Below are 26,088 nucleotides of genomic sequence, written 5' to 3'. Positions count from 1 at the left end.
GTAAAGCTGAAGTAATATTTAATTTATTGATAGAAAAAGAAAAATGCTTATTCCTCACCGCACATAAAGAGAACTGCATCGGCGGCGTGGATCGCAGCGGTATCAAACACCGGCAGCGGGCAATCCTGCTGGCCGAGCAGCAGGCCAATTTCGGTACAGCCGAAAATAACCCCTTCTGCGCCGAGCGCCTGCAGCTCTTGAATAACCTGCTGATAGTAGCGCTTCGAGTCCGGGTTAATCACCCCGAGGCAAAGCTCATCAAAGATTATCTGATTAATACGCTGGCGCTGGGATGCGTCCGGAATAATAGAGTGGATGCCGAACTGCGCCTGCAGGCGGCCACGATAAAAATCCTGCTCCATGGTATAGCGCGTGCCCAGCAGAGCGACCTGGCTTACCCCGTGCGCCGCAATCACTCGCCCGGTTGCGTCGGCGATATGTAGAAACGGCAGCGCGCAGCGGGACTCAATGTGTTCCGCCACTTTATGCATGGTGTTCGTGCACAGCACAATGCCTTCTGCGCCGGCCTTTTGCAGCCCAAGTGCCGCCTCGGCCAGCATCTCACCGGCCTTGTCCCACTCACCGGAGGACTGGCAGGCCTCTATCTCGTGAAAATCGACGCTGTGCAGCACGATTTTGGCCGAATGCAGCCCACCCAGACGCTGCTTGATCCCTTCATTAATTAACCGGTAGTAGGGAATCGTCGACTCCCAGCTCATGCCGCCCAGCAGCCCAATCGTTTTCATCGTCATCCCCTTATGTCGTTTCCTCCGGTTATAACCCGTATCCCGGCAAGAAAAAAGCCTCCATCAGGAGGCTTCTACTTACCCGACGGCCAGCGCGTCAGGTATGACAGGCGCACCCGGCACTACCGGATCTTCCTCACCCCAGAAACGGGCGACCTCCGCCTGAACCCAGTCACAAAAATAGCCGACCCGCGGTAGATCAAGCTTCCCCTGCGGGATCTCCAGCCAGTAGCCGTTGCCGCTTTCAAGCTCCAGCTCGGCCAGCGGCACCAGTAATCCCCCACGCAGCTCGTTGCGGATCATCATCCGATCCAGCACCGCATAGCCCGCGCCGGTCACGCAGGCGTTGATCACCTGATCCTCGGTGCTGAACTCCAGCCCGCCGGAAAGCAGGCTGTCGTTTTCTCCCGTCGCAGCGAGCCAGCGCGACCAGTTATCCAGCCGGATATCGCCGTTAAGAATATGCAGCTGCGGCTGCGAGGCCAGCGGCGGGAAAACGCCGTCAATCATCAGCAGCGGGCTGGCAACCAGCAGCAGTTTTTCATGGCACAGCCACTGCCCTCGCCCTTCGCTTTCCTTACGTGTGCCAAAGCGGATAGCGCAGTCAAAATCGCTGTATTTCTGCCGGGTTTCGCTGATAAGGGCAATTTGTAGCTGGCCGTTACGCTGGCGAAGCGCCACCAGCCTCGGTGCCAGCCAGCGCGTGGCAAAGGTCGGCGCCACCTGCAGGCGCAGGTGCTGTAAAGGGTTGCGCAGCTGAACGTGGCATACCCCTTCTTCCAGAATATCCAGCGACTGGCGCACCACGGGCAACAGCAGCATCGCGTCCTGGGTCAGCTCCAGCCCGCTGTGGGTACGCACAAACAGCAGCTTGCCGAGAAACTCTTCCAGCAGTTTGATTTGCCGACTGGCGGCGCTCTGGGTGATGCACAGCGCCTGGGCCGCCTTGCTAAAGCTAAGCGTCCGGCAGGTCTCTTCAAAGACTCTTAACATACTGAGTGACGGGAGTTTTCTCATTATTGTCGTTATCCACGGGCAAGCGCCAGTCATGTTAATAATATGTTATTAACCTGCCCTGAAACACCATCCCCCGCCGCACCTATTTCTGTAAAACAGGAGGGCGATCACATGCGTTTTTCGCCTGGGGGTATGACTAAAACGCACTCGCCTGTCGGCGCACTTTGCTGCCACATTGTTAACGCACTTGAAACATAAAAAATACAAATACCCTACAAAAATCCCCTCACAGGAGGATGCGTTATGTCCCACCTGACACAACAGTACACCCGTATGGATGACGTGCCGTTAAACCGTTTCCATATCAAAATCGCCGGCCTCACCTTCGGCGCGCACTTCACTGACGGCTACGTGCTGGGCGTGATCGGCTTCGCGCTGGCCCAGATAAAACCGCAAATGGGGCTAACCCCCTTTTGGGAAGGGATGCTCGGCAGTTCGGCGCTGGTAGGCCTGTTTCTCGGCAGCCTGGTGCTCGGCTGGATCTCCGATTACGTTGGTCGCCAGAAGATCTTCTGCTTCAGCTTCGTCGTTATCACGCTCGCCTCGGCGCTGCAGTTCTTCGCGACCACGCCAGAACAGTTGTTCTTCTTGCGGGTAATGGTCGGTATCGGCCTCGGCGGCGATTTCTCCGTCGGCCACACCATGCTGGCGGAGTTCTCCCCGCGTAAACATCGCGGCGTGCTGCTCGGCTCATTCAGCGTGATCTGGACCTTCGGCTACGTGGCCGCAGGCTTCGCCGGGCATTTCTTAACGGCGCTTGGCCCGGATGCCTGGCGCTGGCTGCTTTCCTCTTCGGCGCTGCCTGCCCTGATTATTCTGCTGATGCGCATCGGCACGCCGGAATCTCCACGCTGGCTGATGGGCAAAGGACGACGAGAACAGGCGATGGCTATCGTCCATAAATACTTCGGCCCTAACGTGCTGCTGGTAGATGAAGCCCCGGTCGCCTCAAAGCAACGTTTTATGTCGCTGTTCGGCCCGAAATACCGTCGCCGCACCGCCTTTAACAGCCTGTTTTTCGTCTGCCTGGTTATCCCTTACTTCGCCATCTACACCTTCCTGCCGTCGATTTTGCAGGTGATGGGGCTGAACAATAACTTCACCACCGACCTGCTGCTGAACGGCCTGCTGATCGTCGGCGCACTGACCGGGATCCTGCTGACCGTAGTGTGCTCACGCCGTGGTTTCCTGATCGGTTCCTTCGTGTTCCTCGCCGCCTGCCTGGTGATGCTCAGCGTCATCCCGGTGAGCCAGTCCGGCTGGTTAATTCTGTTTTTTGCCGCCTTCACGCTGGTGATGTCGGCGGTCAGCAATCTGGTGGGCGTCTTCCCGGCCGAAAGCTTCCCAACGGAAGTGCGTTCGATGGGCGTGGGTTTTGCCACCTCTATGAGCCGCCTGGGCTCTGCCATCGGCACCGGCTTGCTGCCGCTGGCCATTCTGAATTACGGCATGCAGGCCACCACCGGCATGCTGGCGCTGGTGCTCGTCATCGGTGCCGTTGTCTCTCTCGCCTGGGCGCCTGAAACCAAAGGGCTAACCCTGGTCGATGCCGCTCACGACCCGGCCCAGCGCCACGGCAATGCCGCCGCTGAACCGGCTAAATAACGCTCACGCTTAACAGGAGAAGTCTCGTGGAAATGTATATCGGAGAAGGGTTTGAAGGTAACGGCGTTAACGCCTCGCACATCAACATCATGATTGGCCCGCGCAGCGGCGTCGTCGGCCAGGCGTTTTCCAGCAGCCTCGCTTCACCAAGCCAGGGCCACTGCCCGTTTATGGTGGTGATTAAGCCTAACGTCCCGGCCAAGCCGATGACGCTGTACGTCAACAAAGCGGAAATCAGCGGCGAGCTGCACGGTAATGCCACCTGGGGCGCGTCCCAGGCCGCCATCGCCAAAGCGGTGACCGAAGCGCTGCTGGACGGCACGCTGCCGCCGGAAGCGGAAGACGAATGGTGCATCGTCACCGCCAACTGGGTGAACCCAGGCTGTAACGACATCGACGAGGTTTACCACAATAACTACCGCGCCTGCCGCCAGGCCATTCGCGCAGCGATGGGTAAATTGCCGCAGCGCAGCCAGATTGCTGACGCCCTGCCACAGCTCGGCAACCCTTTCTACACCCCAAAAGCCTGAGGAGGCGAAATGGAATACGTCAACCTGGGCCACAGCGGCCTGAAAGTCTCTCGCCTGTGCCTCGGCACCATGAACATGGGCAGCAAACAGTGGAAGCCGTGGATTTTTGACGAATCACAAAGCGAGCCGCTGATCCGCCACGCGCTGGAGTCCGGCATCAACTTTATCGACCTCGCCGACTTCTACTCCAGCGGTGCCGGGGAAGAAGTGGTCGGCAATGTGTTAAAACGCATTGCCCGCCGCGACGACCTGGTCCTCACCACCAAAGTGGGCTACCCGATCGGCACCGGCTTTAATAACCAGGGCCATTCGCGCAAGCACATTATGGAGAGCATTGACGGCAGCCTGAAGCGCCTCGGCACCGACTACGTCGATATTTACATGCTGCACTACTTCGACGTGAACACGCCTATTGAAGAGACCTGGGCGGCAATGAACGACATCGTGCGCAGCGGCAAAGCGCGCTACGTCGGCGTCTCCACCATGTACACCTGGCAACTGGCGAAAATCCTCTGGTGCTGCGAGCGCAACGGCTACGCAAAACCTATCAACATGCAGCTACAGCTGAACTGCGCCTACCGCGAAGAAGAGCGGGAAATGATCCCCTTCTGCCGCGACCAGGGGCTCGGCGTTTCGGTGTTCAGCCCGCTCGCCCGTGGCCTGCTGAGCTGCGACTTTACCTCCGTGCGCAACCAGACCGACTTCTTCACCCAGGAAATGTATGCGGATGCCACCTCCCGCAATGTCGCCCAGTCCGTGAGCCACGTGGCCCAGCTGCGCGGCCTGCCTCCGGCGCAAATCGCGCAGGCCTGGGTTCTGAACCATCCAGGCGTGGACTGCATGCTGGTTGGCGCGGATTCCGTGCAGCAAATTGACAGCGCGATTGCCGCACTCGGCACCCCGCTCGCTGAAGACGAGCGCTACGAGCTGGAACGCAACTACACGCCGTGCGACGTCATTAACGACTACACCGCAGGCAAACGCATCGCGCGAGAAGGCCGTGCCGCACGCGGCTTGTTTATCGACAACGTAACGACAAGGAATATCGCATGAGCAACTTTGACGCCCTGGTTCAAACCGGCTGGTACTGCAACGGTGAATGGCGGGATGCCGCCGAGCGCTACGCTGTTTTAAACCCGGCAACCGATGAAGTTGTTGCCCTGGTGGCAAACGCCGGAGCAAAAGAGACCGAGTCGGCGATTGCCGCAGCCCATGCCGCCCTGCCCGCGTGGCGAGCGCTAACGGCCAAAGCCCGCTCGCAGATCCTCCAGCGCTGGTTCGCGCTGATCATGGAGCATCAGGCCGAACTGGCGGAACTGATGGTGACCGAACAGGGCAAAGTGCTGGCGGAAGCCAAAGGCGAAGTGGCCTATGCCGCAAGCTTTATCGAATGGTTTGCCGAAGAAGCCAAACGTGCCAACGGCAAAACCATCCCGTCGCCGAAGGCCGGAAACCAAATCCTCACCTTCAAAGAGCCGGTTGGCGTCGTGGCGGCCATCACCCCGTGGAACTTCCCGCTGGCGATGCTGACCCGCAAGCTCGGCCCTGCGTTGGCGGCTGGCTGTACCGCCGTAATTAAGCCAGCAAACGAAACGCCGCTCTCCGCCTTCGCGCTTATCGTGCTGGCAGAACAGGCTGGCGTCCCGGCAGGCGTAATCAATGCCGTGACCGGCGACACGGTAGCTATCGGCAGCACGCTGATGGCAAGCCCGACGGTGCGTAAAATCTCTTTCACCGGCTCAACGCCTACCGGCAAGCTGCTAATGCGCCAGGCGGCGGATACCGTGAAAAAGCTGTCGCTGGAGCTGGGCGGCAACGCGCCGTTTATCGTCTTTGACGATGCGGACATTGATGCCGCCGTGGAAGGTGCCATGGCGGCTAAGTTCCGCAACAGCGGGCAAACCTGCGTTTGCGTCAACCGCTTCTACGTCCAGGACGGCGTGTATGAGCAGTTTGTTGAGAAACTCGCCGCCGCCGTGCAAGCGCTGAAAGTTGCGCCGGGTATGACGCCGGGAGCCCAGCAGGGGCCGCTGATTCACCAGAAAGCGGTTGAAAAAGTGGAAGCCCACGTGAAGGACGCTTTGCAGCACGGAGCACGCCTGCTGTGCGGCGGCGAGCGTCACGCTCTCGGCGCATCGTTCTTCCAGCCAACCGTGCTGGCGGATGCCGCCGAAGCCATGCTGCTGGCGCGCGAGGAAACCTTCGGCCCGCTGGCGGCCTGCTTCCGCTTTAGCGATGAACTGGAGGCTATCGAACGCGCCAACGCCACGCCGTTCGGCCTTGCGGCCTATCTCTACACCCGCGATCTGGCTCGCGCCTTCCGCGTCACGCAGCAGTTAGAAAGCGGTATGGTCGGCGTAAACGAAGGGATTATCTCCACGGAAGTGGCACCTTTCGGCGGCGTGAAGGAGTCCGGCCTCGGCCGCGAAGGCTCCGACTGCGGCCTGGAAGAGTACCTGGAGACTAAATACATGAATCTGGGTGGGTTGCTGTAGCCGCGAATACGGATTGTGTTGAATCGGTTATGGTCTGTGTTGGATCGGCTAAGGTTCCGTTCACTACCAGGTCTGTCTTATATGCAGCCACCGGACCGGGCCTCGCTTTCTCTTCGGCGCCGATTTAAACCACAACGTCGCTTCCTACCCTCACCCTAACCCTCTCCCTGGAAGGGAGAGGGAATAAAAAATGTTCCACGTTGGCTGTTTTCCCCCTCTCCCTCTGGGAGAGGGCCGGGGTGAGGGTCGGTTTACCGCTTCAGCGGCGATGAGCTCGCCGGGCGCCGGGGCTGTTCGGGGGATGGCGTAATGCCACCTGACACATTCACCGTGCTCTGAATGTGCATGGGAAATAGATAGATGGGTGAACGGAATCTAAGCTGGTTTTACATAATCGTGACTATCTCCGACTAAGAGGCAATCGGGCAGCGTTAACTCCCCCTATACCTCCATCCCACAAGCACAATCCCCACGGCGCAAACCACCAGCGTAATCCCAAGCTGTTGACCCCAGCCGGATATCATCAGCCCGCTGCCAATCAACAGGTAATAGGCGAAGCCGAACAGCGCCCCGGCCGTCCCCCGGCAATCGGTATAAGCGCCAAGCGCGGTGCTAAGCACCACCGGAATAGCCATCGAGAACGCGACCATAACCAGAAACATCGGTGCCAAAAACCAGATGCTGTGCATCAATCCCCAGACGCCAACACTTCCCGCCAGACCTATGCCACTGGCTAAATTCAGCAACGCTTTGGCATTCAGACTCCGTTTCATCAGAATATGATTAAGCTGTGCCCCCACCAGAGAACCCAGCGCCAGCACGCCGCCCGTCAGCCCAAAAGCGGCGGGCCCAAAGCCTAAGGACTGGAACAGAAACGGCGCCAGGCTGTAGTAGCTGAAAAGGCTGATATTGAACAACGCCACCAGCCCGGTTGCCCGCCAGATTTCCGGGTCTTTCAGCATACGTTGCACAACCGCGCCAAAAGCATGTCGGGCGTGCTGCGACGGCCTCGTTTCCTCAAGCTGTCGCGCACTCCAGGTCAGCAGAATAACGGCCAACCCGAACAGCAGGTAAAATACCCCCTCGTAGCCTGCGGCGGAGACAATAATGCCGCCCAGCCAGAGGCCCAGCGCCGGGCTCACGGCCAGCGCAATGCCCATAAAAGAAAATATCCGCGCCAGCTCGCCGCCGCTAAAACGGTCGCGTAAAACCGTCTGGGTCACCACGGAGCCGGTGGCCGCGCCAAAGGCCGCCAGCATCCGAGCCGCCAACAGCAGCATAAAATGCGAAGTCATCAGGGCCGCCGCCGCGCCTGCCGCATAGCACAGCAGCCCAAGCAGCAGCGCCGGTTTGCGGCCTAAAAGGTCACACATTCGCCCCCAAAACAGCACGCCTGCGGCAAAGCCAAAAAAGTACAGCGAGAGCGTCCAGCCCGCATCCTGGGCGGTAACAGAAAAATGCCGGGCGATATCGGTCAGCGCCGGGCTATAAAGGGTTTCCACAATCTGCGGAAACATCAGCAGCGCGGTTAATAGCGCTATTCCACGGTGTATGTTCACCCTGCGTCCTCCATCAAAAGAGGCGCTATTGTAGGAAAACGGCGAATGAACCATTATAAACATCAGGACATTTAATAGCGGAAATCGGACATTATGAGCTGGCTAAGCGCGGACGCGGAATTTAACCCTGATACGCTGGATAACAGCGTGATTGGCGTGCAGGCTGAACTTGGGGATCATGATTCCGGGCTGCATCGGCACCGTATGGGGCAGCTGCTGTTTACCCGGGAAGGCTGCGTAAAGCTCACGCTGGATGAAGGCCGGATGCTCTCTTTACTGCCGCCGGGAAAAGTCGCCTGGCTGCCGGGAGGCGTGAGCCACCGCGCCGAAATGAAAAGTAGCGTGGCCTACCGCTCAATCTGGTTTAACACGGAGCGTTACCCCACGCTGCCAGCCAACGCGCTGGTGCTCAACGTCACGCCGTTGCTCAATGAACTGCTGGAAAGGATCTCGGCCAGCCCGTGGGCAACAAATTGGGAGCAAGGCGCGCCGATGCACATGGCCGCCTTGTGCGTAACAGAGCTACAGGCAGCAAGGGAAGAGCCGATGACGCTACGATTCCCGCAGGATAAACGCCTGCGACACCTGGCGGGTGACACGCTACCGCCACGACTCAACGAACTGGCCGCCGTGACCGGTGCGAGCGAGCGCACCATTGGCCGTATTTTCCGCCGGGAAACTGGCCTCTCCTGGCAGCAATGGCGGCAGCAGTGGCGCTTAATGAAAGCCGTGGAAATGCTGGCAAGCCACGCGCCAATTACCGCCGTGGCCGGAGAGCTTGGCTTTTCAAGCGACAGCGCCTTTATCTATTTTTACCGCAGCATGACCGGGCAAACGCCGGGCATGCTGACGGCGAAACAGCCTTAGCGTCGGCTAATTGCCAGCTTCGCGGCAAACAGCAGAAACACGCAGCCGGTGACGCGATCCATCCACATCACGACCCCTGGTTTTTTGAGCACGCCCGAGGCGTAGCGCGTGGCAAGAATCAGGGTCAGCGACCATAGCGTGCCGAGCACGACGTGAATGGAAACCAGCAGAAAAGTCCAGAGGATAGGGGAGTGACCGGAGGGAATAAACTGCGGCAGGAAGGAGACGTAAAAGACGCCCATTTTCGGGTTAAGCACGTTGCCCAGCATCCCGCGAAGAAACCAGTTATTGGCACGCGTTGGCTCCCCGGCAGCAAGGCTAAAGCTCTGGCGAGGACGCAAAAGCAGCTGAATACCCAGCCAGCATAAATACGCCGCACCGCACCACTTCAGCAAGCTGTAGGCAAGTTCAGACACCGCTAACAAAGCGCCAAGCCCAAAGGCAACCAAAGCCCCCCAGACAAAACAGCCCACGTCGATACCGAGCGCGGCATGAAGGGCTTTTTTGCCACCTTCGGCGGCGGCGGTTCGCAGGATAAGTGCGGTATCAAGGCCGGGAGTCAGCGTGAGCAGCGTGGCGGCAAGCGTAAAGGCGATAAGAGCATCGGTGACGGACATTTTTCTAACTCCGAAAACGATAAATCTACTGAAATTCCCTCAGCCCGGCAACGCCCTGATGGCGTTATTTTTTGCCGTAAACCGTGCCGCTCATCGCCGCGATAACGCCAGCGATTCCTCTGTCGATCAGCTCAAGAAACACGGCTTCAGCGGCTGCGTTGTCCAGCGTTTGGCCAAAGGTTCGGTGCGCCTGAATCAGCGCCGCACTCCAGGTCGCCAGCACCAGCGCTGCGGCCAACTGGGTTTGTGCGTCATGCTTTTCAAGGCCAGCGCCAGCGGCCAGCTCTTCGGCAAGCACCTGGGTAAACTCGTCTCGTATCTCTCTGGCCCGGGCCTTAAGCGCCGCGCTGTTTTCAATCGTCGAGACAAACCCCTGCCCCGCGACGGAGAAGGCCACCACCGGGCTATTCTGCGCGACAAGCTGATGGGCAAAACGGCGCAGCGCTTCCAGCGGGCCAGCGTTTTTATCACTCTGATTCAGAGCAGTACGCAGCATCTCCAGGCCCTCTTCTTCACGATCAAAGAACATGTCTTCTTTACGCGGGAAGTGGTTAAACACCGTCATCCGCCCCACTTTCGCCGCCGCGGCAATCTCATCAATCGTCACCTGCTCAAAGCCCTTTTCCAGGAACAGCCGGGTTGCGACGTTAGAAATTTTTTGGCGGGTGGCGAGACGGTTAAGCGTACGGCGATCGAGAGACATTGACAGGATCCTGATGAATGGATAATTATGTACCGAGTATATATTGGTACTTAGTACAGGTAAACATGAACAAAGCGCTGGTTGTTATTTTCTCCGCCATTTGCCTCGATGCCGTCGGCATCGGCCTGGTGTTTCCCATTCTGCCGCGCCTGCTGGAAGAGGTAACGCATACGTCGGATATTGCCCACTGGATAGGCATCATGACCGCGCTGTATGCCCTGATGCAGTTTATCTTTGCCCCGCTGCTGGGCGCGCTGAGCGACAACTATGGTCGTCGACCGGTGTTGCTGGTGTCCCTTGCCGGGGCCGCCGTGAACTACCTGATCATGGCCTTTGCGCCGCAGCTGTGGATGTTGCTGTTGGGCCGGGCCATTGCCGGACTCACCAGCGCCAACGTCTCGGTGGCGATGGCTTACATCACCGACGTCACGCCGGCGGATAAACGCGCCCGCCGCTTCGGGCTGTTTAACGCCATGTTTGGCGCCGGGTTTATCATCGGGCCGGTGCTGGGCGGCCTGCTCGGCGATTACTGGGTGCGGCTGCCGTTTATCGCCGCGGCGGTACTGAACACCTGTAACCTGCTGATGGCGCTGTTTATGCTGCCAGAATCCCGCACGCCGGAACGTCAACGATTTAGTTTTGCGGTGCTTAATCCCTTGCAGCCCCTACGCCGGATTTTCACCCTGAAAGGGCTCATCCCGATAGCGATGGTCTTTTTCATCCTGAGCGCGACGGGAGAAGTGTACGGCACCTGCTGGGCGCTTTGGGGGGCTGATACCTTCGGCTGGAACGGCCTGTGGATTGGGCTTTCTCTGGGCGCTTACGGTATTTGCCAGACGCTCACGCAGGCGTTGCTTCCCGGCCCGATTACCCGCTGGCTGGGCGAGCGTGGCGCGGTGCTGTTTGGCATCTTTAGCTCGTGTATTGCGCTGGCGATGCTGGCCTTCGTGCAGCAGGGCTGGCAGGTATTTGTGATTATGCCGCTGTTCGCGCTGGGCGGCGTTGGGGCTCCTGCCCTGCAGGCGTTAGCCACCCGCAAGGTGGATGAAGCCAGCCAGGGGCAACTGCAGGGCATTCTGGCTTCAGCGGTCAGCCTGGCGTCTATCATTGCTCCGTTGGGGTTTTCAAGCTTCTACTTTGTGGTGCAAAAAGCGTGGCCAGGCGCTATCTGGCTGTCGGTGATTGTGGTGTACATCATCGCCGTCCCGCTAGTGTTACTCAGTACCCGCCGCAGAAAAGCGGCCGAAAGTCCGGCTTAGCTGCGGCGGTCGGCGCAGGCCACTATGTCCGGCTTCGCCATGATGGTTTTATTCACGCCAAAACGCGTGATGTTCAGCATCGCGTTGCCGATGTCGATAATCGACAAAAAGCGCTTCCCGGTGGTGGCGCTGATAAGGCGCATCACTGGGGCAATGACGGTATATAAAGCCCGGTATGCAGGAGTCCGGGACTGCACTTCCGGCGTCGGCAGAATAAACGCCGGACGGAAAATGGCAGCGTTGCCCGGGAACAGCGCCAGCAATTTGTTTTCCACTTCTCCCCGCACGCGAGCCCACATCTGCGAACTCTTTCCGCTGCTGTCTGCACCCGCGCCGGAGACATAAACAAACTTCATCTGCGGGCTTTGGGATTTCAGCTGCTCTGCAACCTGCAGCGTCATGTCGTAGGTCATACGTCTGTACACCGCTTCACTGACGCCAGAGGAGCTGATCCCAGCGCAGAAGAAACACGCATCAACGTCGCTGAACAGCGGGTCGGCAGCATCGAAATCCATCAGATCGCCGTTCACCACATAGTGGATGCGGGGGTCATGCTCACCTTCAGGCTGCTTCCTGACGAGCAGGATAATGTCGCTGACGTCTTTTGCCGCCAGGCTTGCCAGCAGCACGCCCTGCCCGACCATACCGCCGGAACCTACAATCACAATTTTCATGGCTCTTTCCTGGAAACTTGATGAGTTAAGCCGCAATCGCGTTCCACATCATGCGAAAGCCAAGCTGCAACAATGTCTCTTTATCTGCCGGATGCCTGGCGATTTGCTCGCTGGTGGCATCGGAAATATTTTGAATAATGGCGTAGATAAACGTTTTACTGTCGGTGACAAACAGCGACTGCTTTATCGCCTCATCAAACATTTTATCCGCCTGGTTCAGCGCCTCTGGCGTGCTGGCGAGCGTTTCCGGCGTCAGCAGATCCGACACCGTCAGCAGCCTGAGCACCTGCTTGCCTTGAGGATTGAGCAGCGCCCATTCCGTGTAACCTCGCCAGATGTGTAAAATCTGCGTGCGGAAGTCGGCATCTTTTGGGTAGCCGGTCACCAGCAGGTCGGACATATCCTGCTTCAGCATTAAATAGACTTCGTTTAGCAACTGCTCTTTGGTGGGGAAGTAGGTAAACAGCGTGCCAACCGCCACCCCCGCCCGTTTTGCAATGCTGGCCGTTGTAGCCGACAGACCGCTCTGCGCAACAATTTCTACCGCTGCATCCAGAAGTGCCGCCTGTTTTTGCGGGCTTAGGGGTCTTGCCATTCCAACGTCTCCGGGGTTAATAAAATCTCCGCACAGTGTAATAGATTTCGCCGCCAGGGTTTGAGCTTTGCCCCCGCATTCACACCCGGCGGGGGCCGAAAACATTACTCGGGAATAAATCCGGTTTTGCCTTCAATCACCACCGAGACAGACACCGCTTTTTGCTCCTCCAGCGACTGCAGGCTCTTCTCATAGCTGCCTTTGAGGATCTGGAAAGCATCGGCACCCAGCACGGTTCTCAGCGGCGGTTCGGCCTGCTGGCTCAGCGTGAAAATAGCATCGGCCATTTTCTGAGGGTCACCGGCGTTGCTTTCTTCACCATGCTCGGCAATCCAGCGGCGCAGCTGGCCCACGGTGCCATTTTTGTAGGCGTCGGACTCTTCGGTCCAGCGCACGTTCGCCTGGAAGTTAGTTTTGATCGAACCGGGCTCAATGATTTGCACCTTGATATTGAACTCCGCCACTTCCTGCGCCGTGCTTTCGGCAAACCCTTCCAGGCCATATTTTGCCGCATGGTAGAAGGCCCCACCGGGGAAGGCAACACGGCCGCCCATGCTGGTGATATAGATCAGCCGCCCTTGTTTTTTAGCACGTAACGCAGGCAGGAATGCGCGGGTGATGTGCACCGGGGAAAGCAGATTCAGGGCAAACTGATGCTCGATTTCCTGCCCGGTGAACTCTTCCATCGCCCCGATAATCGCCCCGCCGGCGTTATTGACGATGACATCGCTATCGCCGTGCTTTTGAGCGATGGCAGGCAGGCTGGCATAGTCGGTCACGTCCAGTTTTTCAACGATGAGCTGCCCGGCAAACTGCTGCTGCAGCTCGGCCAAAGCGGCAGGATTACGTACCGCGGCCACGACGGTATTGCCCGCCTCCAGCACGCGACGGGTCAGCGCCAGGCCCAGGCCACCGGAAGCTCCGGTAATAAACCACTTTTCAGTTTTAGACGTCATCTTTGTATCCTCGGTTGATAAGCGCGGCGCGTGGCCTGGCGGCTGTCTGTTGTGAGTGTTGTGGCCATCATTAAATGACTGACCACTCACTCAATTATAGAACTGGTGATTTAATTTGCAATACGCGGGCGTGAAATTTATCCATTGGTTAAGCCAGGCAGAGAAGAAAAGACTGGTTTATCAATCCGCTGAGACAAGATTTTTTTGATGTGGCAGCGAGCCTGGCCGATAACACGGCACATTGGTCTGGAAGGCATCCTTCAACGCTACCCACGCCACAATAAACAACGCATCAATAATAAAAGCCCCGGAGCAGTAATACCCCAGGGCTTTTTTTTCGAAAAAAGACTAAATTTTAAAATGTCTGCCAGTGTTCTTCTTCTTTTTTTAACATTCTGCGCGGCGCTGGCGGCGTCGGTAATATTACTCTCGCCTCATCGCTGTCGCCCAGATGTAAACCGTTAGTTCTTTTTTCCAGCTCGAAGACCTGTTTATTCAGCACTTCTGAAGAACCCGCCAGCTCTTCGACAACCGCGACGTTCCCCTGGGTGACTTTCTCCAGTTCGGACAACGCCGTGGTAATTTGCTGAATCCCTTTTTCCTGTTCGTTAGTGGAAATAAATATATGGCCCATCAGGTCGTCGATATTTTCTGAGCCGGAAACAATATCCTTCATATTTTTTTCCGCTTCGGAGACGAGGCTTGCGCCCTGCAAAACATTTTGGTTGGTAATATCAATTAACGACTTGATGTTCTTGGCCGATTCCGAGCTTTTATGGGCCAGGTTTCTGACCTCACCGGCGACCACCGCAAATCCTTTGCCATGCTCACCGGCACGGGCCGCTTCAACCGCCGCATTCAGCGCCAGAATGTTGGTCTGGAAGGCGATGCTGTCGATGATGGTGATAATTTCCGTCATCTTGTTGGCACAGTCGGTTATTGAGGTCATGTTGGTGGTCAGCTTCTGCATCAGGTCGCTGCCGTGATTAGCCGAGCGATGCGCACCGCTGGTAATCCCGCTCAGCTGGCGGGTGCTGTCGGCATTATTTTTAGTCCCTGCCGAAATTTGCTCCATGCTGGAGGCCGTTTGAATCAGCATTGCTGACTGCTGCTCGGTTTTGACCGACAGCGTAGCGCTTTGCTGCGCCAGGCTTTCGGACAGCAGTTTGGCCGACTGAGAAGATTTACGAATATCCATCACCAGGGTCGTAATTTCAGCCGAAAGCGTATTTATGCCAGGTATTAATCGCCCGGCGCAATTATTACCAAACTCAGGGATATGTACCGATAAATTCCCCGAGTTAATTTCATCAATACTTCTCTTAACATGATTAATCGGTCGTACAAGATATATCGTCATGTACGTCCAGAGAGTGAAGAGTATCGCCACCCATGCAATATTAAGCATGGCTAAAATTGTAACATTTGCGGATAAAGCGAACGCCAAAAGATCAATAACTAAAAAGGATACAGCCAAGAAAAGGGCAATGACGCTTCGAACGCTTGCATTCTTAAGCATAGGTAATCCTGTAAATGGCTCGGGCGGGTATATTATTTATTACCTGGATTTATGGAAAATCCATCCAGCAAAAAAGATTAGAGTTATATCTCGACATAAGGCAACTGGAAGGGTTTTAAAGCCGCACTTTTCGTTTAAGAGCGACGACTTTCTGAATATATCCGCGACGTTATGACACCAACAATGTAGCACAGCTGTCAGACCCTTAGTGACTTGCATTTTGATAGTCACTATGTCAATTTGTCGCCAGACGATAACCCGCCATCGGATCGATCCATGAAAAACGAACCTCTTTGCAGCGCCCCCTGCCCCATCGCCCGCAGCCTCGGCCGCATCGGCGACAGCTGGAGCATCATGATCCTTCGGGACGCATTAGCCGGTTTTACCCGCTTCGACGAGTTCCAAAAAAGCAGTAACGTCGCGCCCAATATTCTCTCGCGGCGCCTGAAGGAGCTGGTCGACGACGGTTTGCTGGAAAAGGTTTGCTACAGCAGTTCGCCGCCTCGCTATGAGTACCATCTCACCCAGCGCGGGCGCGACTTCCGCATGGTGCTGCTGGCGCTGGCTGAATGGGGGAATCGCCATTTCGCCCCAGAAGGGCGGCAGATGCAGCTGGTAGAAAGCGAAACCCAGCGCCCGGTGGAACCCATCCTCGCCGACAAAGAAACCGGGGAGCCTATTGTTCCCGGAAAATACACCATGGTGCCGGGCCCGGCCGCCTCGCCAATGATGAAGTACCGCCACGACTACCTGCAGCGCAAGCACGCCGGTGACACCGGGCTTAAATTCCAGCCAGAACCGTACAGAGAACCCCAGTGATGAACGCCGCCCATAAGAAAAAATTGATTACGCTGACCGCCCTCGGCGCAGCGGTGTTAGCGGCGGCAGGCTACGGCGCCTGGTGGTGGCACAGCGGGCGTTTTATTCAGTCCACTGACGACGCCTATATCGGGGGCGATATCAGCGCTATCTCGACTAAAGTGTCCGGCTACATTCAGCAGATTGCCGTGCAGGACAACATGGCGGTGAAAAAAGGCGACCTGCTTATTCGCATTGATGACCGCGACTACCAGGCCGCACTGACAAAAGCGCAGGGTGAAGTTGCTGCTCAGCAGGCCGCGCTGGCGGATATTGCCGCGACACGCCGGCTGCAGCAGGCCACTATCCAGGGTTCGTCCGCCTCGGTCGCTGCCGCAGCGGCGGCAACGGAGAAGTCAGCCAACGACAACCGCCGCTATAACGCGCTGGAAGCCTCAAGCGCGATTTCAGCCCAGATTCGCGACAATGCCTCTGCGGATTATCGCCGGGCGCGGGCCGAACAGGGCAAGGCTCAGGCGGACAGAGCCGTTGCCGAGCGCCAGCTGGCCGTGCTGGACGCGCGCGAAAAACAAACTCAGGCCGCGCTGGAACAGGCGCAGGCTAATCTGACCATGGCGAAGCTGAATCTCAGCTATACGGAAATTCGCGCGCCCTTTGACGGCGTAATCGGCAACCGCCGCGCATGGTCAGGCTCGTTCGTCACCAGCGGCACGCAGCTGCTCTCGCTGGTGCCTTCACACGGGCTGTGGGTCGACGCTAATTTCAAAGAGAACCAGCTGGCAAATATGCGTGCCGGTTTGCCGGTGACCGTCGTCGCCGACGTGCTGCCGAACCGCACTTTTAAAGGGCATATCGCCAGCGTTTCACCTGCCACCGGCTCTCGATTTAGTATTCTCCCGGCGGAAAATGCCACGGGCAACTTCACCAAAATCGTCCAGCGCGTGCCGGTGCGGATCGCGCTGGAAGGTGACGGCGCAAAACTGGATGTGCTTCGTCCGGGACTCTCGGTCATCGTGACCGTCGATCAAAAGAGTACGCGATGAGCACCGCTCAGGCCGCACCGATGCCGCAGGGCATCTCTATGCCGATGGCAAAAAAGATCTTCGCCTTTGCCAGCATGTGCGTGGGGATGTTTATTGCGCTGATTGATATCCAAATCGTTTCTGCTTCACTGCGGGACATCGGCGGCGGCCTTTCTGCTGGGGATGACGAAACCGTCTGGGTGCAGACCAGCTACCTGATCGCCGAGATCATTATTATTCCGCTGTCCGGCTGGCTCTCAAGGGTGATGTCCACCCGCTGGCTGTTTGCCGCCTCGGCGGCAGGCTTCACGCTGATGAGCCTGCTGTGCGGCTGGGCGTGGAATATTCAAAGCATGATTGCGTTTCGCGCCCTGCAGGGGCTGGCGGGCGGTTCAATGATCCCGCTGGTGTTTACCACCGCTTTCGCCTTCTTCCAGGGCAAACAGCGGGTTATTGCCGCCGCGACCATTGGCGGACTGGCCTCTCTGGCACCGACGCTGGGCCCAACCGTGGGCGGCTGGATCACCGAAAATTTTAACTGGCACTGGCTGTTCTTTATTAACGTGATCCCGGGGATTTATATCGCCGTCGCCGTCCCGCTGCTGGTGAAGGTAGATACCCCAGATTTTTCCCTGCTGCGCGGCGCTGACTATTTCAGTATTTTGCTGCTGGCGGCTTCGCTCGGGTGCCTGGAATACACGCTGGAAGAAGGCCCGCGCTGGGGCTGGTTTGATGACAGCACCATCGCCACCACAGGCTGGATTGCGCTGCTGTGCGGCATCGCCTTTATTATCCGAACCCTGCGCCACGCGCAGCCGGTGATGGATCTCCGGGCGCTAAAAGACAGAACGTTTAGCCTCGGCTGCTATTTCTCGTTTATGGCCGGGGTGGGCATTTTCGCCACGATCTATTTAACGCCACTGTATCTCGGCACCGTGCGTGGCTTTAGCGCTCTGGAAATCGGCCTGGCCGTGTTTTCTACCGGCCTGTTCCAGGTGATGTCGATTCCGTTTTATTCGTGGCTGGCCAACCGAGTGGACCTGCGCTGGCTGCTGATGGCAGGGCTTATTGGCTTTGCTATTTCGATGTACAGCTTTGTGCCAATAACCCACGACTGGGGTGGCGATCAGCTGCTGCTTCCGCAGGCGTTTCGAGGCCTTGCGCAGCAGTTCGCCGTTGCGCCAACCGTCACGCTAACCCTGGGCAGCCTGCCGCCTGCGCGACTTAAGCTCGCCTCCGGCCTGTTCAATTTGATGCGTAACCTGGGCGGCGCTATCGGCATCGCCCTGTGCGGCACGGTGCTGAATGACAGAACCAATCTGCACTACAGCCGCCTGGCCGACCATCTCAACACCGCTAACCTGGCGATGACGGATTTCGTCCAGCGCGGCGCCGCAAGCCTCACCGCGCAGGGTTTATCGCCGGATGCCGCCACCAGCGGGGCGCTAAAAAACCTTTCTGCCCTCGCGCTGCGCGAGGCGCGAACGCAGGCGTTTTCGGATGCTTTTTATCTGATCATGATCGGTTTTTTGATTGCTGCAATGCTGGTTCCGTTAATGAAAAAACCGCCGGCCCACTGATAGATGGTTCCTCTCCTGGTGAGCTGTCTCTTAGTCACAAATAAGCATTCTGAAAGATCGGCTAAGGTTCCGTTCACTTCCAGTACAGTTTCATATGTCACCACCGAACCGGTGAACGTCTCGGGAGAATCACCGTCATTCCCCCGAGACCCCGGACTCCCGGCCAAATAAATCGACCGCTAAAGCGGCAGACCTCCGTTTTATCTCCCAGTCCTGGGTCGCCTGAGATGCGTTCCCGACGCTCTCAGCCTCCGGCCGTTCCCGACGTCCGGACCCTGGCCAGTCGGAGAGAAAACGGAGGCGATTTAAGCCGGAACCGTGCCTCGCTTCTTATTTTTACCCTCACCCTCTCCCTGGAAAGGAGAGGGAATAAACAATGTTCCACGTTGGCTGTTTTCCCCCTCTCCCTCTGAGAGAGATACCGTCTTGTCGGTTATCCGGCAAGCGGTATTTCAGCGTTAAATTCACGCCCTGATTTCACCACCCCATAAGCCAGCTGTAGCAGCTTTCTCATTCCTGCACACACGCGTTCTTTGCCTGTCTTCCCCCTGCTCGCCATCCGGGTCATCAGGTCTTTCACCACTTCATTACATCTTCCCGCCACTACCGTAGGCATATACAGCACGCTACGCAGCTCACGGCTCCCCACTTTTGACAACCTGCTCTTTCCCTTCCACATCCCGGACTCACAACGTCGTGGGTTCAGCCCTGCATAAGCCACCAGAGCCTTACTGCTCCTGAACCGCCTCAGGTTTCCCGCGAAGGCCAGAAGACTCGTACTCAGCACATCTCCCACTCCCGGGATACTCTCCAGCAGCGCTTTGTCTTTTCTCAGGTCCGGGTCATCATCAATGTGCTGTCTGATTTTCTTTTTGGTTTCTTTTATCAGTTCATCCAGCGTGGCGATGTGCTCTTTTAACGAGCCAGTGATGACCTCATCTGCGGCCTCCAGCCTGTTCTCTTCCATCTGACGCATCTCTTCAAGATTTTTAAGATGCCGCACCAGCGCGGTCAGCTGTCGCTGGCTGAGAGGAGCCGGATGCCATTGGGCTGGCTGATACAGGGCACAATACCGTGCTATCAGGGCGGCATCGCTTTTATCCGTTTTGTTTCGGGTCAGTTCGGTGTTACTGAAGGCATGAATGCGGGCAGGGTTTTCCAGGCTGACGCGATAGCCGCCATCGGACAATGCCGTGGCGAGTTCCGTGCTGTAGCTGCCCGTCGCTTCCATACAGACATGACAGTCCCCAAAGCGGGTCAGCCAGTGAATAAACTCACGACATCCCGCAGGCGTGTTAGCAAACTTTTTAGTTTTGTATTTCTGACCAGGCAGCAGGACAGCGACATCAAATTTTAGCTTAGCAATATCAACGCCGACAGAAGTGAGGGTCATCTGATTCTCCGTAACTTTATGAATAATATCGCCAGACCATCCTTATATGTGGGTGCTCAGAGGCACAGGATACCGTTCGGTCTTGAGGCGACAGGGAATAAGGTTGCCGGGGCATAATCTCTCCCACGGGCTCGGAAGCACCAGGGCCAGGGGATGCTCACCGGCAACCTCCCGATGATCAGTCGGGGATCTTCCCCGCACTGGCGGGGAAGTTCAAGACATAAGGGCCGGGGTGAGGGTGGAATTGCTCCCCGGCTCTCATCGCCCCCGGTTATGACCCAACTCAGGCGGGGTTGAGCTGCCGGGAGCAGCGAAAGAGAGCGATCGTCGGGAACGGATCGCGAACGACCCCGAATGTTTGGGTGATAGCCGGTGGGTTTACCGCTTCAGCGGCGATGAGCTCGCCGGGCGCCGGGGCTGTTCGGGGGATGGCATTATCCCCCGAACACGTTCACCGGTGCGGCTGCTGCATATAAAACAAGGCTGGAAGTGAACGGAATATTAACCAGTCCTGCATAATCATGGATATTTGTGACAAAGAGGCAAAAAAGGTGGGGCAACCCTACTCTCCAGCGTGAAACTCCTGCTGCAGCCACGCCTTAACCTGCTGCACGTCCTCTCTCCTGGCCTTTTCGCGGCTGCTGACAAAGTAGTAATTCGCTCCAGGGAGCGCGCCCGGCAGCGCGATATGCAATAGCCCCTGCTGAAGCGCGCGGCGAATCAGCAGTTCGCTCGCCAGCAAGATCCCCTGTCCGGCAATGGCCGCCTGAATCGCATGCGTTTCGTCATCAAAATGAATCCCGGTCTGCACGTCCAAATTCTCCGGCCCAAATACCGATTTCCAGTGCTGCCAACTGGGCTCCGGGCTCGGCACGTGGCGGTTATCAATATGGAAGAGCGTCATCCCCGGCAGATCCTTCACGCTCCTGAGCTTCAGCTGCGGGCTGGCCACCAGCACAAACCTGTCGCTATGCAGCAGCGTGCTGTCGAGAGATTCGTCGGCCTGCATGCTGTAGCGCACGGCGCAGTCCGCCGTGGTGCCGTTGAGATCGGCCAGCGCCACGCTGCTGTGAAAGCGCAGCTCCAGCGAGGAATAACGCTGATGCAAAGCAGGCAAACGCGGTACCAGCCAGTTAGTCAGGAAATTCGAGGTGGTGCTGAGCGTGAGCGTGCCGGGGTGAGAGATCGTGGCTATAGACTCAACGGCGTCCCGCAGCGTGGTGAAAATGTTCCCGGAAGCACGAAACAGAATCTCCCCCGCCGGGGTGGGCGCCACACCGCGAGCCGAACGAATGAATAACCGCTGCTCCAGCGATTCCTCCAGCAGGCGGATTTGGTGGCTGATGGCGGTAGGCGTGACGCCAATTTCGTCAGCCGCGGCTTTAAAACTGGCGTGGCGGGCTACGGCGTCAAAGGCCCGAACGGCCGTGAGTGGCGGAAGTCGACGATTCTTCATGAATGAATTTAACTCATCCTTTGCTGAATAATATGATTTTGATTGCACTATAAATAAAGGCGTAGCCTGTTATCCACGCACATTAATTGATGAAACTTATTCATCTAAAAGAAAATAGCAGGAAACGCCGATGACACAAACTTATGCGGTACCCGCCGCCGCTTCCGGGCGCTATAGCGCTTTGTTCGCGCCGGGAATAGCGCAGGCGCTGATCGCGCTGGACTATGCGATTGTCTACGTCGCGCTGCCTACGCTGGCTGAGGATCTAAACCTTTCTCTCAGCGAGATGCAGTGGGTTGTTTCCCTCTATGGCCTGGCGTTTGCCGCCCTGTTGCTGGCGGGCGGTAGCCTGTGCGATCGGCTTGGCGCCCGCCGCATGTTCAGCCTCGGCATGGCGCTGTTTCTACTTTCTTCGGCGCTGGGCGGACTGGCGCAAAACGGCACGTTGCTGCTCGCCGCCCGCTGCGGGCAAGGGATGGCGGCGGCGTTGCTGCAGCCTGCCGTTCTGGCGCTGATGGCGCAACGCTTTCACGGCGAGGCGCATCGGCGGGCGCTGGCAATCTGGAGCGCTATCGGCGCGCTGGGATTAGTCGCGGGCGTGATGTTGGGCGGCATACTGGCCGCGCTGGACTGGCGAACCATTTTCTTTATTAACGTGCCGCCGGGGCTTATCGCACTCTGGCTGGTTCGGCGGGATTTTTTACCGCTCAGCCCGCAGGGTGAGGCACAGCGGCCAGGCATGGGTTCGCTGGTGGGCTGTTTCGCCGCCGGAGCGCTGGTATGGGCGCTGATGCGCTATGGCGAAACCGGGCAGGCCGACTATCTGGCTAATCGCATCGCCGTTGCCATGGGGATCTTGTTTATCCTGCACGAGCGCTATGCGCCACAGCCATTACTGGCCCGCTCGCTTCGCACCCTGCCGGGCTTGCAAACAGGCTGGCTCAGCAGCGCCTGTTATATGGCAAGCGTTGGCAGCCAGTTTTACGCCATGACCCTACTTTGGCAGCAGACTTTGCAGCAGGATGCCGTCACCACCGGGCTGATGTTCACGCCGCTCGCGCTGCTGATCGTGGCGGGCAATGCGCTGTATACCCGCCTGACCGCCCGCTACGCCAACGCAACCGTATTGGCCGCCGGGTTCGCCTGTTCGGCGCTGGGGCTGTGGCTGATTTCCGTCGGCTTAGCGTCGCCGCTGTCTGCGGTCTTTATCGGCGGGATTGCGCTCAGCGGGATTGGCCACGGGTTAATTTTCCCCGCGATGTTCGCCGTCGGTCTTTCAGCCACTCCGCTCGCCCAGCAGGGACGCGCCAGCGCGCTGATGGCCACCAGCCAGTATATGGCGGGGGCAATGATGCTGGCGGTACTCTCGGTTGCTCTCGGGCAGGCCCCTGATATGGGCGACTGGGCAACCGCCTTCCGGCTGCTGGGCGGTGCTGCTCTGGCAGGCATGCTGATAGCCGCATGCCAGAAAGCTCACTGAACCGGAGGGATTTTACGCCGGGAAAAGCCGGGATGACTCGGGCATGATGAATGCTACATTTATACTAAATGTTTAATTCTTCTCCCTTATCATCCAGTTTTCCCCGCGTTAAGGATCCCGATATGACCCAGCCAACTGAACAGGCTGATGCTAAAAACTACCCTGGACGCCTGGCTGCTGTGGTACTTACCGGCATTCTCGCCGGTATAGCGGGCATGCTTCTCGCGCTGATTTTACACGCTATTCAGCATCTGGCTTTTGGCTACAGCATCGACCAGTTGGTGGGCAGCGAGACGTTTCTTCAGGGCGTAGCTGATGCCTCGCATCTGCGCCGCGTGGCCGCAATTATTGGCGGTGGCGCCGTCGCCGGGTTTGGCTGGTGGCTGCTGGCGCGTTACGGCAAAAAGAGAGTGTCTATTGCCGCTGCCGTCGCCAATCCTGCGGTGCCGATGCCGACCGGCACCACCACTATTCATGCATTGCTGCAAATCATCACCGTCGCGCTGGGTTCACCGCTTGGGCGTGAAGTTGCTCCTCGAGAAATGGGCGCGCTGGCGGCGGGTATTCTCGCGCGGAAGTTCAGCCTGCCGCCGGACGAAACCCGCACGCTGATTGCCTGCGGTGCGGGCGCAGGCCTTGCTGCGGTGTATAACGTTCCTCTGGCCGGGGCGCTGTTCACCCTCGAGGTCTTGCTGCTTTCGTTTAGCTGGGAGAAAGCGCTGGCGGCGGTCATCACCTCTGCGGTGGCGGCCTGGGTTGCGACGCTTGGACTGGGGGATGAATCGCAGTATCACTTCGCCTCTTTTGCGCTTCCCCACGCGTTTATAGCCTGGGCCATTGTGGTCAGCCCGCTGCTCGGCTATGCCGCCTGGCTGTTTCGCAAAGCGACAACCAAAGTGAGAACGCAGGTAAAAACCAACTGGCAGATGCCGGTATTTTGCCTGTTGGCCTTTGCGCTGCTGGCAGCGCTTAGCCTGTGGTTCCCACAGCTGCCGGGCAACGGCAAAGGCCCAATGCAGCTTGCCATTAGTAATGGCCTGAGCGTTGACTATGCCGCGATACTGCTGGCGCTGAAAATGCTGGTGATCCTCGCCGTCCTGCGCGGTGGCGCTGAGGGAGGGTTGCTGACGCCGGGCTTAACGGTGGGTGCTTTGCTGAGCCTGCTGCTGGCTGTGGTCTGGCAGTTTGTCTTCCCTGGCGGGGACGTGGGCAGCTTTGCGCTGGTCGGCGGGGCCGCGTTTTTGGCCGCTTCGATGCAGATGCCGGTAACGGCCGTGGCGCTGGTGATGGAATTTACCCATATGGACCACAGCTATTTTGCCCCTGCGCTGCTGTGTGCCGCCGGAGCCTATACGACCTGCCGGGTTTTGGATAAGAAGTATCAGTACTGAATCTCTTCGGGGTAAAACCCGGTAACCCGCAGAAGGTTACCGGGCAAGATGTTTAAAAGCCGTTATTTGGCTTCGTTGGCGTCCGCATTTCTCAGCATGCTTCTCACCGGAATAATCAGCGCGGCCAGCACAATGGCGCAGATGACCAGGGCGATAGACACGTGGGAGAACAGCTCCGGCATCGAGCTAAGCTGATCCTTTTTGATATGCCCGCCCATGATACCCGCCGCGAGATTGCCCAGCGCGCTGGCGCAGAACCACAGCCCCATCACCTGGCCACGCATTTTCTGCGGTGCCAGCAGGGTCATGGTTGCCAGGCCAATCGGGCTGAGGCAAAGCTCGCCGAGGGTCAGCAGCAGGATGCTTCCGACCAGCCAGAACGGAGAAACGCCGCTCTGCGTCGCCAGCACCTGGTTTGCTGCCGCCATCATTACCGCAAAGCCTGCCGCCGCAAACAGAATGCCGATAACGAACTTCGTCATGCTGCTCGGATTAAGGTTGCGCTTAGCCAGCGACGGCCAGAACCAGCTAAACACCGGTGCCAGCAGGATAATAAACAGCGCGTTGATCGACTGGAACCAAATGGTCGGGATTTCGAAGCTGCCCATCTGGCGGTCGGTGTAGTCACGCGCAAAGATGTTGAAGGAGGTCGGCTTCTGCTCGAAGGCAGACCAAAAGAATGCCGCCGCAACCAGCAGGATCAGGCAGGCCAGCAGGCGTGAACGCTCGCTGCTGGTTAACCCGGCAAAGAAGAACATGAACAGGAAGTAAAGGCCCACGCAGGTGGAAATAATGTACGCGGAGCTTTTGGCGATAACCGTCGGGTTGAATGGAATTGTCCCGTTGGCGATCAGCACCACCAGCCCGGCTAGCAGCACCATCGCAAGCGTTACCCATTTACCGACGTTTTTACGTTCGGTCGTCGGGTGATTCCAGGTGGAGTCCAGCCCGACTTCTTTGTCGTAGCGGCGCATTTGCGGAATGGCATAGAAGCGGAAGATGAACAGCGCAACCAGCATGCCCAGCCCGCCCAGGCCAAAGCCCATGTGCCAGCCGTATTTCTCATGCAGCGGGCCGATGATCAGCGGGGCGATAAACGAGCCCATGTTGATGCCCATGTAAAACAGCGAGAAGCCCCCGTCGCGGCGGGTATCTTCTTTTTTGTACAGCGTCCCGACCATCACGGTAATACAGGTTTTGAACAACCCGGTTCCCAGGACGATCAGCAGCAGGCCGACAAAGAAGAAGGTGTTGCCCACGAATGCCGACAGCGCAATCGAGAGATGCCCCAGCGCAATAATCAGCGAGCCATACCAAACGGCGCGGCGCTGCCCGAGCCAGTTATCGGCCAGCCAGCCGCCCGGTAAAGAGGTGATGTACACGCCGCCGGCGAAAATACCGACAATCGCGGAAGCCTGCTCAATCGGCAGCCCCATCCCGCCCTGAAGCAGTGCCGCACTCATAAACAGAATGAGCAGCGGGCGAACCCCGTAGAAGGAAAAACGTTCCCACATTTCGGTGAGGAAGAGCGAACTTAACGGGTACGGATGCCCGAAAAAGGTTTTTGTTTTTGTCGCAGAGTGACTCATCTGTGAACTCCCATAGGTTATCTTTTTTGATGCGGTGTTGAGAAAACGCCGCTCACGGCGTTCTGTTGCTGTTTTTTAATCATAGGCTGACATTCCGCCAGCGGCGGCTACTGTAGCGTAGATCTTCGAAAAACAGGCAAGGGGTAGAGCAACTTTATTGCTTAATTGATGCTTTTTAGAGTAAAAGTCGATTTAACTCTCATTTTACGATATAAA

General features: G+C 57.7%; 23 protein-coding genes. 11 read left to right on the top strand and 12 right to left on the bottom strand.

From position 1 onward, the window contains the following. Positions 1-47: 47 nt before the first annotated feature. Complete coding sequence (locus JT31_RS15985) at positions 48-746, bottom strand: aspartate/glutamate racemase (protein ID WP_038479248.1); 699 nt, start codon at positions 744-746, stop codon at positions 48-50. Positions 747-824: 78 nt separating this feature from the next. Further along, positions 825-1,763: a LysR substrate-binding domain-containing protein gene (locus JT31_RS15980; protein ID WP_235212880.1), complete on the bottom strand. Its 939-nt coding sequence runs from the start codon at positions 1,761-1,763 to the stop codon at positions 825-827. A 243-nt stretch (positions 1,764-2,006) separates the two neighbouring features. Here JT31_RS15980 and JT31_RS15975 point away from each other — a divergent pair, with 243 nt between their 5' ends. The 4 genes from JT31_RS15975 to JT31_RS15960 are packed head-to-tail and all read left to right on the top strand — an operon-like array spanning position 2,007 to position 6,393. Beyond that, positions 2,007-3,368: an MFS transporter gene (locus JT31_RS15975; RefSeq protein WP_038479245.1), complete on the top strand. Its 1,362-nt coding sequence runs from the start codon at positions 2,007-2,009 to the stop codon at positions 3,366-3,368. Positions 3,369-3,394: 26 nt separating this feature from the next. Beyond that, positions 3,395-3,898 carry a formaldehyde-activating enzyme gene (fae, locus tag JT31_RS15970; RefSeq protein WP_144244054.1) on the top strand — a complete coding sequence of 168 codons (504 nt, stop codon included), beginning with the start codon at positions 3,395-3,397 and terminating at the stop codon, positions 3,896-3,898. A 9-nt stretch (positions 3,899-3,907) separates the two neighbouring features. Then, positions 3,908-4,951 (top strand): aldo/keto reductase, encoded by a 1,044-nt coding sequence (locus JT31_RS15965; protein ID WP_038479242.1) that lies wholly within the window; start codon positions 3,908-3,910, stop codon positions 4,949-4,951. Further along, on the top strand, positions 4,948-6,393 hold the full coding sequence (locus tag JT31_RS15960) for an NAD-dependent succinate-semialdehyde dehydrogenase (RefSeq protein WP_038479239.1): 1,446 nt from the start codon (positions 4,948-4,950) through the stop codon (positions 6,391-6,393). The genes JT31_RS15965 and JT31_RS15960 overlap by 4 nt, the downstream gene beginning before the upstream one ends. 431 nt (positions 6,394-6,824) lie before the next feature. Here the strand turns inward: JT31_RS15960 and JT31_RS15955 are convergent, their stop codons facing one another. Beyond that, entirely contained in the window at positions 6,825-7,910 is a 1,086-nt protein-coding gene (locus tag JT31_RS15955; RefSeq protein WP_052049073.1) for an MFS transporter, read from the bottom strand. Positions 7,911-8,045: 135 nt separating this feature from the next. Here JT31_RS15955 and JT31_RS15950 point away from each other — a divergent pair, with 135 nt between their 5' ends. Continuing rightward, positions 8,046-8,819, top strand: a complete 774-nt coding sequence (locus tag JT31_RS15950) for an AraC family transcriptional regulator (protein ID WP_038479233.1) — start codon at positions 8,046-8,048, stop codon at positions 8,817-8,819. Here JT31_RS15950 and JT31_RS15945 read toward each other — a convergent pair. Together JT31_RS15945 and JT31_RS15940 are read right to left on the bottom strand one after the other, a co-directional pair. After that, positions 8,816-9,436, bottom strand: a complete 621-nt coding sequence (locus JT31_RS15945; RefSeq protein WP_038479230.1) for a LysE family translocator — start codon at positions 9,434-9,436, stop codon at positions 8,816-8,818. The genes JT31_RS15950 and JT31_RS15945 overlap by 4 nt on opposite strands. A gap of 64 nt (positions 9,437-9,500) precedes the next feature. Next, entirely contained in the window at positions 9,501-10,139 is a 639-nt protein-coding gene (locus JT31_RS15940; protein WP_038479227.1) for a TetR/AcrR family transcriptional regulator, read from the bottom strand. A gap of 65 nt (positions 10,140-10,204) precedes the next feature. Between JT31_RS15940 and JT31_RS15935 the strand changes: the two genes are divergently transcribed. Then, on the top strand, positions 10,205-11,398 hold the full coding sequence (locus JT31_RS15935) for a TCR/Tet family MFS transporter (RefSeq protein ID WP_038479224.1): 1,194 nt from the start codon (positions 10,205-10,207) through the stop codon (positions 11,396-11,398). On the opposite strand, the gene JT31_RS15930 is transcribed toward JT31_RS15935, so the two are convergent. The 4 genes from JT31_RS15930 to JT31_RS15915 form a co-directional block, all read right to left on the bottom strand. After that, positions 11,395-12,072: an NAD-dependent epimerase/dehydratase family protein gene (locus JT31_RS15930; RefSeq protein ID WP_038479221.1), complete on the bottom strand. Its 678-nt coding sequence runs from the start codon at positions 12,070-12,072 to the stop codon at positions 11,395-11,397. The genes JT31_RS15935 and JT31_RS15930 overlap by 4 nt on opposite strands. A gap of 25 nt (positions 12,073-12,097) precedes the next feature. Then, the gene (locus tag JT31_RS15925) at positions 12,098-12,667 is read right to left on the bottom strand and encodes a TetR/AcrR family transcriptional regulator (protein WP_038479217.1); all 570 of its coding nucleotides are present in this window, start codon (positions 12,665-12,667) and stop codon (positions 12,098-12,100) included. Between the two features lie 104 nt (positions 12,668-12,771). After that, entirely contained in the window at positions 12,772-13,623 is an 852-nt protein-coding gene (locus JT31_RS15920; RefSeq protein ID WP_038479214.1) for an SDR family NAD(P)-dependent oxidoreductase, read from the bottom strand. A gap of 355 nt (positions 13,624-13,978) precedes the next feature. Then, positions 13,979-15,142, bottom strand: a complete 1,164-nt coding sequence (locus tag JT31_RS15915) for a methyl-accepting chemotaxis protein (protein ID WP_038479211.1) — start codon at positions 15,140-15,142, stop codon at positions 13,979-13,981. Between the two features lie 276 nt (positions 15,143-15,418). Here JT31_RS15915 and JT31_RS15910 point away from each other — a divergent pair, with 276 nt between their 5' ends. From JT31_RS15910 to JT31_RS15900, 3 genes are read left to right on the top strand one after another with little or no spacing between them, the layout of a single operon-like run. Then, positions 15,419-15,961, top strand: coding sequence for a winged helix-turn-helix transcriptional regulator (locus tag JT31_RS15910; RefSeq protein WP_038479208.1), 543 nt, complete (start codon positions 15,419-15,421; stop codon positions 15,959-15,961). Further along, positions 15,961-17,004 (top strand): HlyD family secretion protein, encoded by a 1,044-nt coding sequence (locus JT31_RS15905; protein WP_038479205.1) that lies wholly within the window; start codon positions 15,961-15,963, stop codon positions 17,002-17,004. The genes JT31_RS15910 and JT31_RS15905 overlap by 1 nt, the downstream gene beginning before the upstream one ends. Further along, positions 17,001-18,563 (top strand): DHA2 family efflux MFS transporter permease subunit, encoded by a 1,563-nt coding sequence (locus JT31_RS15900; RefSeq protein ID WP_038479202.1) that lies wholly within the window; start codon positions 17,001-17,003, stop codon positions 18,561-18,563. The genes JT31_RS15905 and JT31_RS15900 overlap by 4 nt, the downstream gene beginning before the upstream one ends. Positions 18,564-18,996: 433 nt before the next feature. Here the strand turns inward: JT31_RS15900 and JT31_RS15895 are convergent, their stop codons facing one another. Continuing rightward, the gene (locus tag JT31_RS15895) at positions 18,997-19,956 is read right to left on the bottom strand and encodes an IS110 family transposase (protein ID WP_038472527.1); all 960 of its coding nucleotides are present in this window, start codon (positions 19,954-19,956) and stop codon (positions 18,997-18,999) included. Positions 19,957-20,518: 562 nt separating this feature from the next. Further along, complete coding sequence (locus tag JT31_RS15890) at positions 20,519-21,412, bottom strand: LysR substrate-binding domain-containing protein (protein WP_038479199.1); 894 nt, start codon at positions 21,410-21,412, stop codon at positions 20,519-20,521. Positions 21,413-21,542: 130 nt separating this feature from the next. Between JT31_RS15890 and JT31_RS15885 the strand changes: the two genes are divergently transcribed. Next, a complete protein-coding gene (locus tag JT31_RS15885; RefSeq protein WP_038479196.1) occupies positions 21,543-22,892 on the top strand; it encodes an MFS transporter in 1,350 nt (449 codons plus the stop codon). Between the two features lie 122 nt (positions 22,893-23,014). Further along, positions 23,015-24,283, top strand: a complete 1,269-nt coding sequence (locus JT31_RS15880) for a chloride channel protein (protein ID WP_038479193.1) — start codon at positions 23,015-23,017, stop codon at positions 24,281-24,283. A gap of 62 nt (positions 24,284-24,345) precedes the next feature. Here JT31_RS15880 and JT31_RS15875 read toward each other — a convergent pair whose 3' ends face one another. Then, on the bottom strand, positions 24,346-25,872 hold the full coding sequence (locus tag JT31_RS15875) for a peptide MFS transporter (RefSeq protein WP_038479190.1): 1,527 nt from the start codon (positions 25,870-25,872) through the stop codon (positions 24,346-24,348). Between the last annotated feature and the right edge of the window lie 216 nt (positions 25,873-26,088).

Origin of the sequence: Cedecea neteri, from assembly GCF_000757825.1 — a bacterium.
In the GTDB taxonomy this organism is placed as follows: domain Bacteria; phylum Pseudomonadota; class Gammaproteobacteria; order Enterobacterales; family Enterobacteriaceae; genus Cedecea; species Cedecea selenatireducens.
This window is presented reverse-complemented; position numbering and strand designations above follow the sequence as displayed.

Coding starts and splice junctions, on each gene's coding strand:
- JT31_RS15985 (WP_038479248.1), bottom strand. CDS start 746: ATGAAAACGATTGGGCTGCTGGGCGGCATGAGCTGGGAGTCGACGATT.
- JT31_RS15980 (WP_235212880.1), bottom strand. CDS start 1,763: ATGAGAAAACTCCCGTCACTCAGTATGTTAAGAGTCTTTGAAGAGACC.
- JT31_RS15975 (WP_038479245.1), top strand. CDS start 2,007: ATGTCCCACCTGACACAACAGTACACCCGTATGGATGACGTGCCGTTA.
- JT31_RS15965 (WP_038479242.1), top strand. CDS start 3,908: ATGGAATACGTCAACCTGGGCCACAGCGGCCTGAAAGTCTCTCGCCTG.
- JT31_RS15960 (WP_038479239.1), top strand. CDS start 4,948: ATGAGCAACTTTGACGCCCTGGTTCAAACCGGCTGGTACTGCAACGGT.
- JT31_RS15955 (WP_052049073.1), bottom strand. CDS start 7,910: ATGTTTCCGCAGATTGTGGAAACCCTTTATAGCCCGGCGCTGACCGAT.
- JT31_RS15950 (WP_038479233.1), top strand. CDS start 8,046: ATGAGCTGGCTAAGCGCGGACGCGGAATTTAACCCTGATACGCTGGAT.
- JT31_RS15945 (WP_038479230.1), bottom strand. CDS start 9,436: ATGTCCGTCACCGATGCTCTTATCGCCTTTACGCTTGCCGCCACGCTG.
- JT31_RS15940 (WP_038479227.1), bottom strand. CDS start 10,139: ATGTCTCTCGATCGCCGTACGCTTAACCGTCTCGCCACCCGCCAAAAA.
- JT31_RS15935 (WP_038479224.1), top strand. CDS start 10,205: ATGAACAAAGCGCTGGTTGTTATTTTCTCCGCCATTTGCCTCGATGCC.
- JT31_RS15930 (WP_038479221.1), bottom strand. CDS start 12,072: ATGAAAATTGTGATTGTAGGTTCCGGCGGTATGGTCGGGCAGGGCGTG.
- JT31_RS15925 (WP_038479217.1), bottom strand. CDS start 12,667: ATGGCAAGACCCCTAAGCCCGCAAAAACAGGCGGCACTTCTGGATGCA.
- JT31_RS15920 (WP_038479214.1), bottom strand. CDS start 13,623: ATGACGTCTAAAACTGAAAAGTGGTTTATTACCGGAGCTTCCGGTGGC.
- JT31_RS15915 (WP_038479211.1), bottom strand. CDS start 15,142: ATGCTTAAGAATGCAAGCGTTCGAAGCGTCATTGCCCTTTTCTTGGCT.
- JT31_RS15910 (WP_038479208.1), top strand. CDS start 15,419: ATGAAAAACGAACCTCTTTGCAGCGCCCCCTGCCCCATCGCCCGCAGC.
- JT31_RS15905 (WP_038479205.1), top strand. CDS start 15,961: ATGAACGCCGCCCATAAGAAAAAATTGATTACGCTGACCGCCCTCGGC.
- JT31_RS15900 (WP_038479202.1), top strand. CDS start 17,001: ATGAGCACCGCTCAGGCCGCACCGATGCCGCAGGGCATCTCTATGCCG.
- JT31_RS15895 (WP_038472527.1), bottom strand. CDS start 19,956: ATGACCCTCACTTCTGTCGGCGTTGATATTGCTAAGCTAAAATTTGAT.
- JT31_RS15890 (WP_038479199.1), bottom strand. CDS start 21,412: ATGAAGAATCGTCGACTTCCGCCACTCACGGCCGTTCGGGCCTTTGAC.
- JT31_RS15885 (WP_038479196.1), top strand. CDS start 21,543: ATGACACAAACTTATGCGGTACCCGCCGCCGCTTCCGGGCGCTATAGC.
- JT31_RS15880 (WP_038479193.1), top strand. CDS start 23,015: ATGACCCAGCCAACTGAACAGGCTGATGCTAAAAACTACCCTGGACGC.
- JT31_RS15875 (WP_038479190.1), bottom strand. CDS start 25,872: ATGAGTCACTCTGCGACAAAAACAAAAACCTTTTTCGGGCATCCGTAC.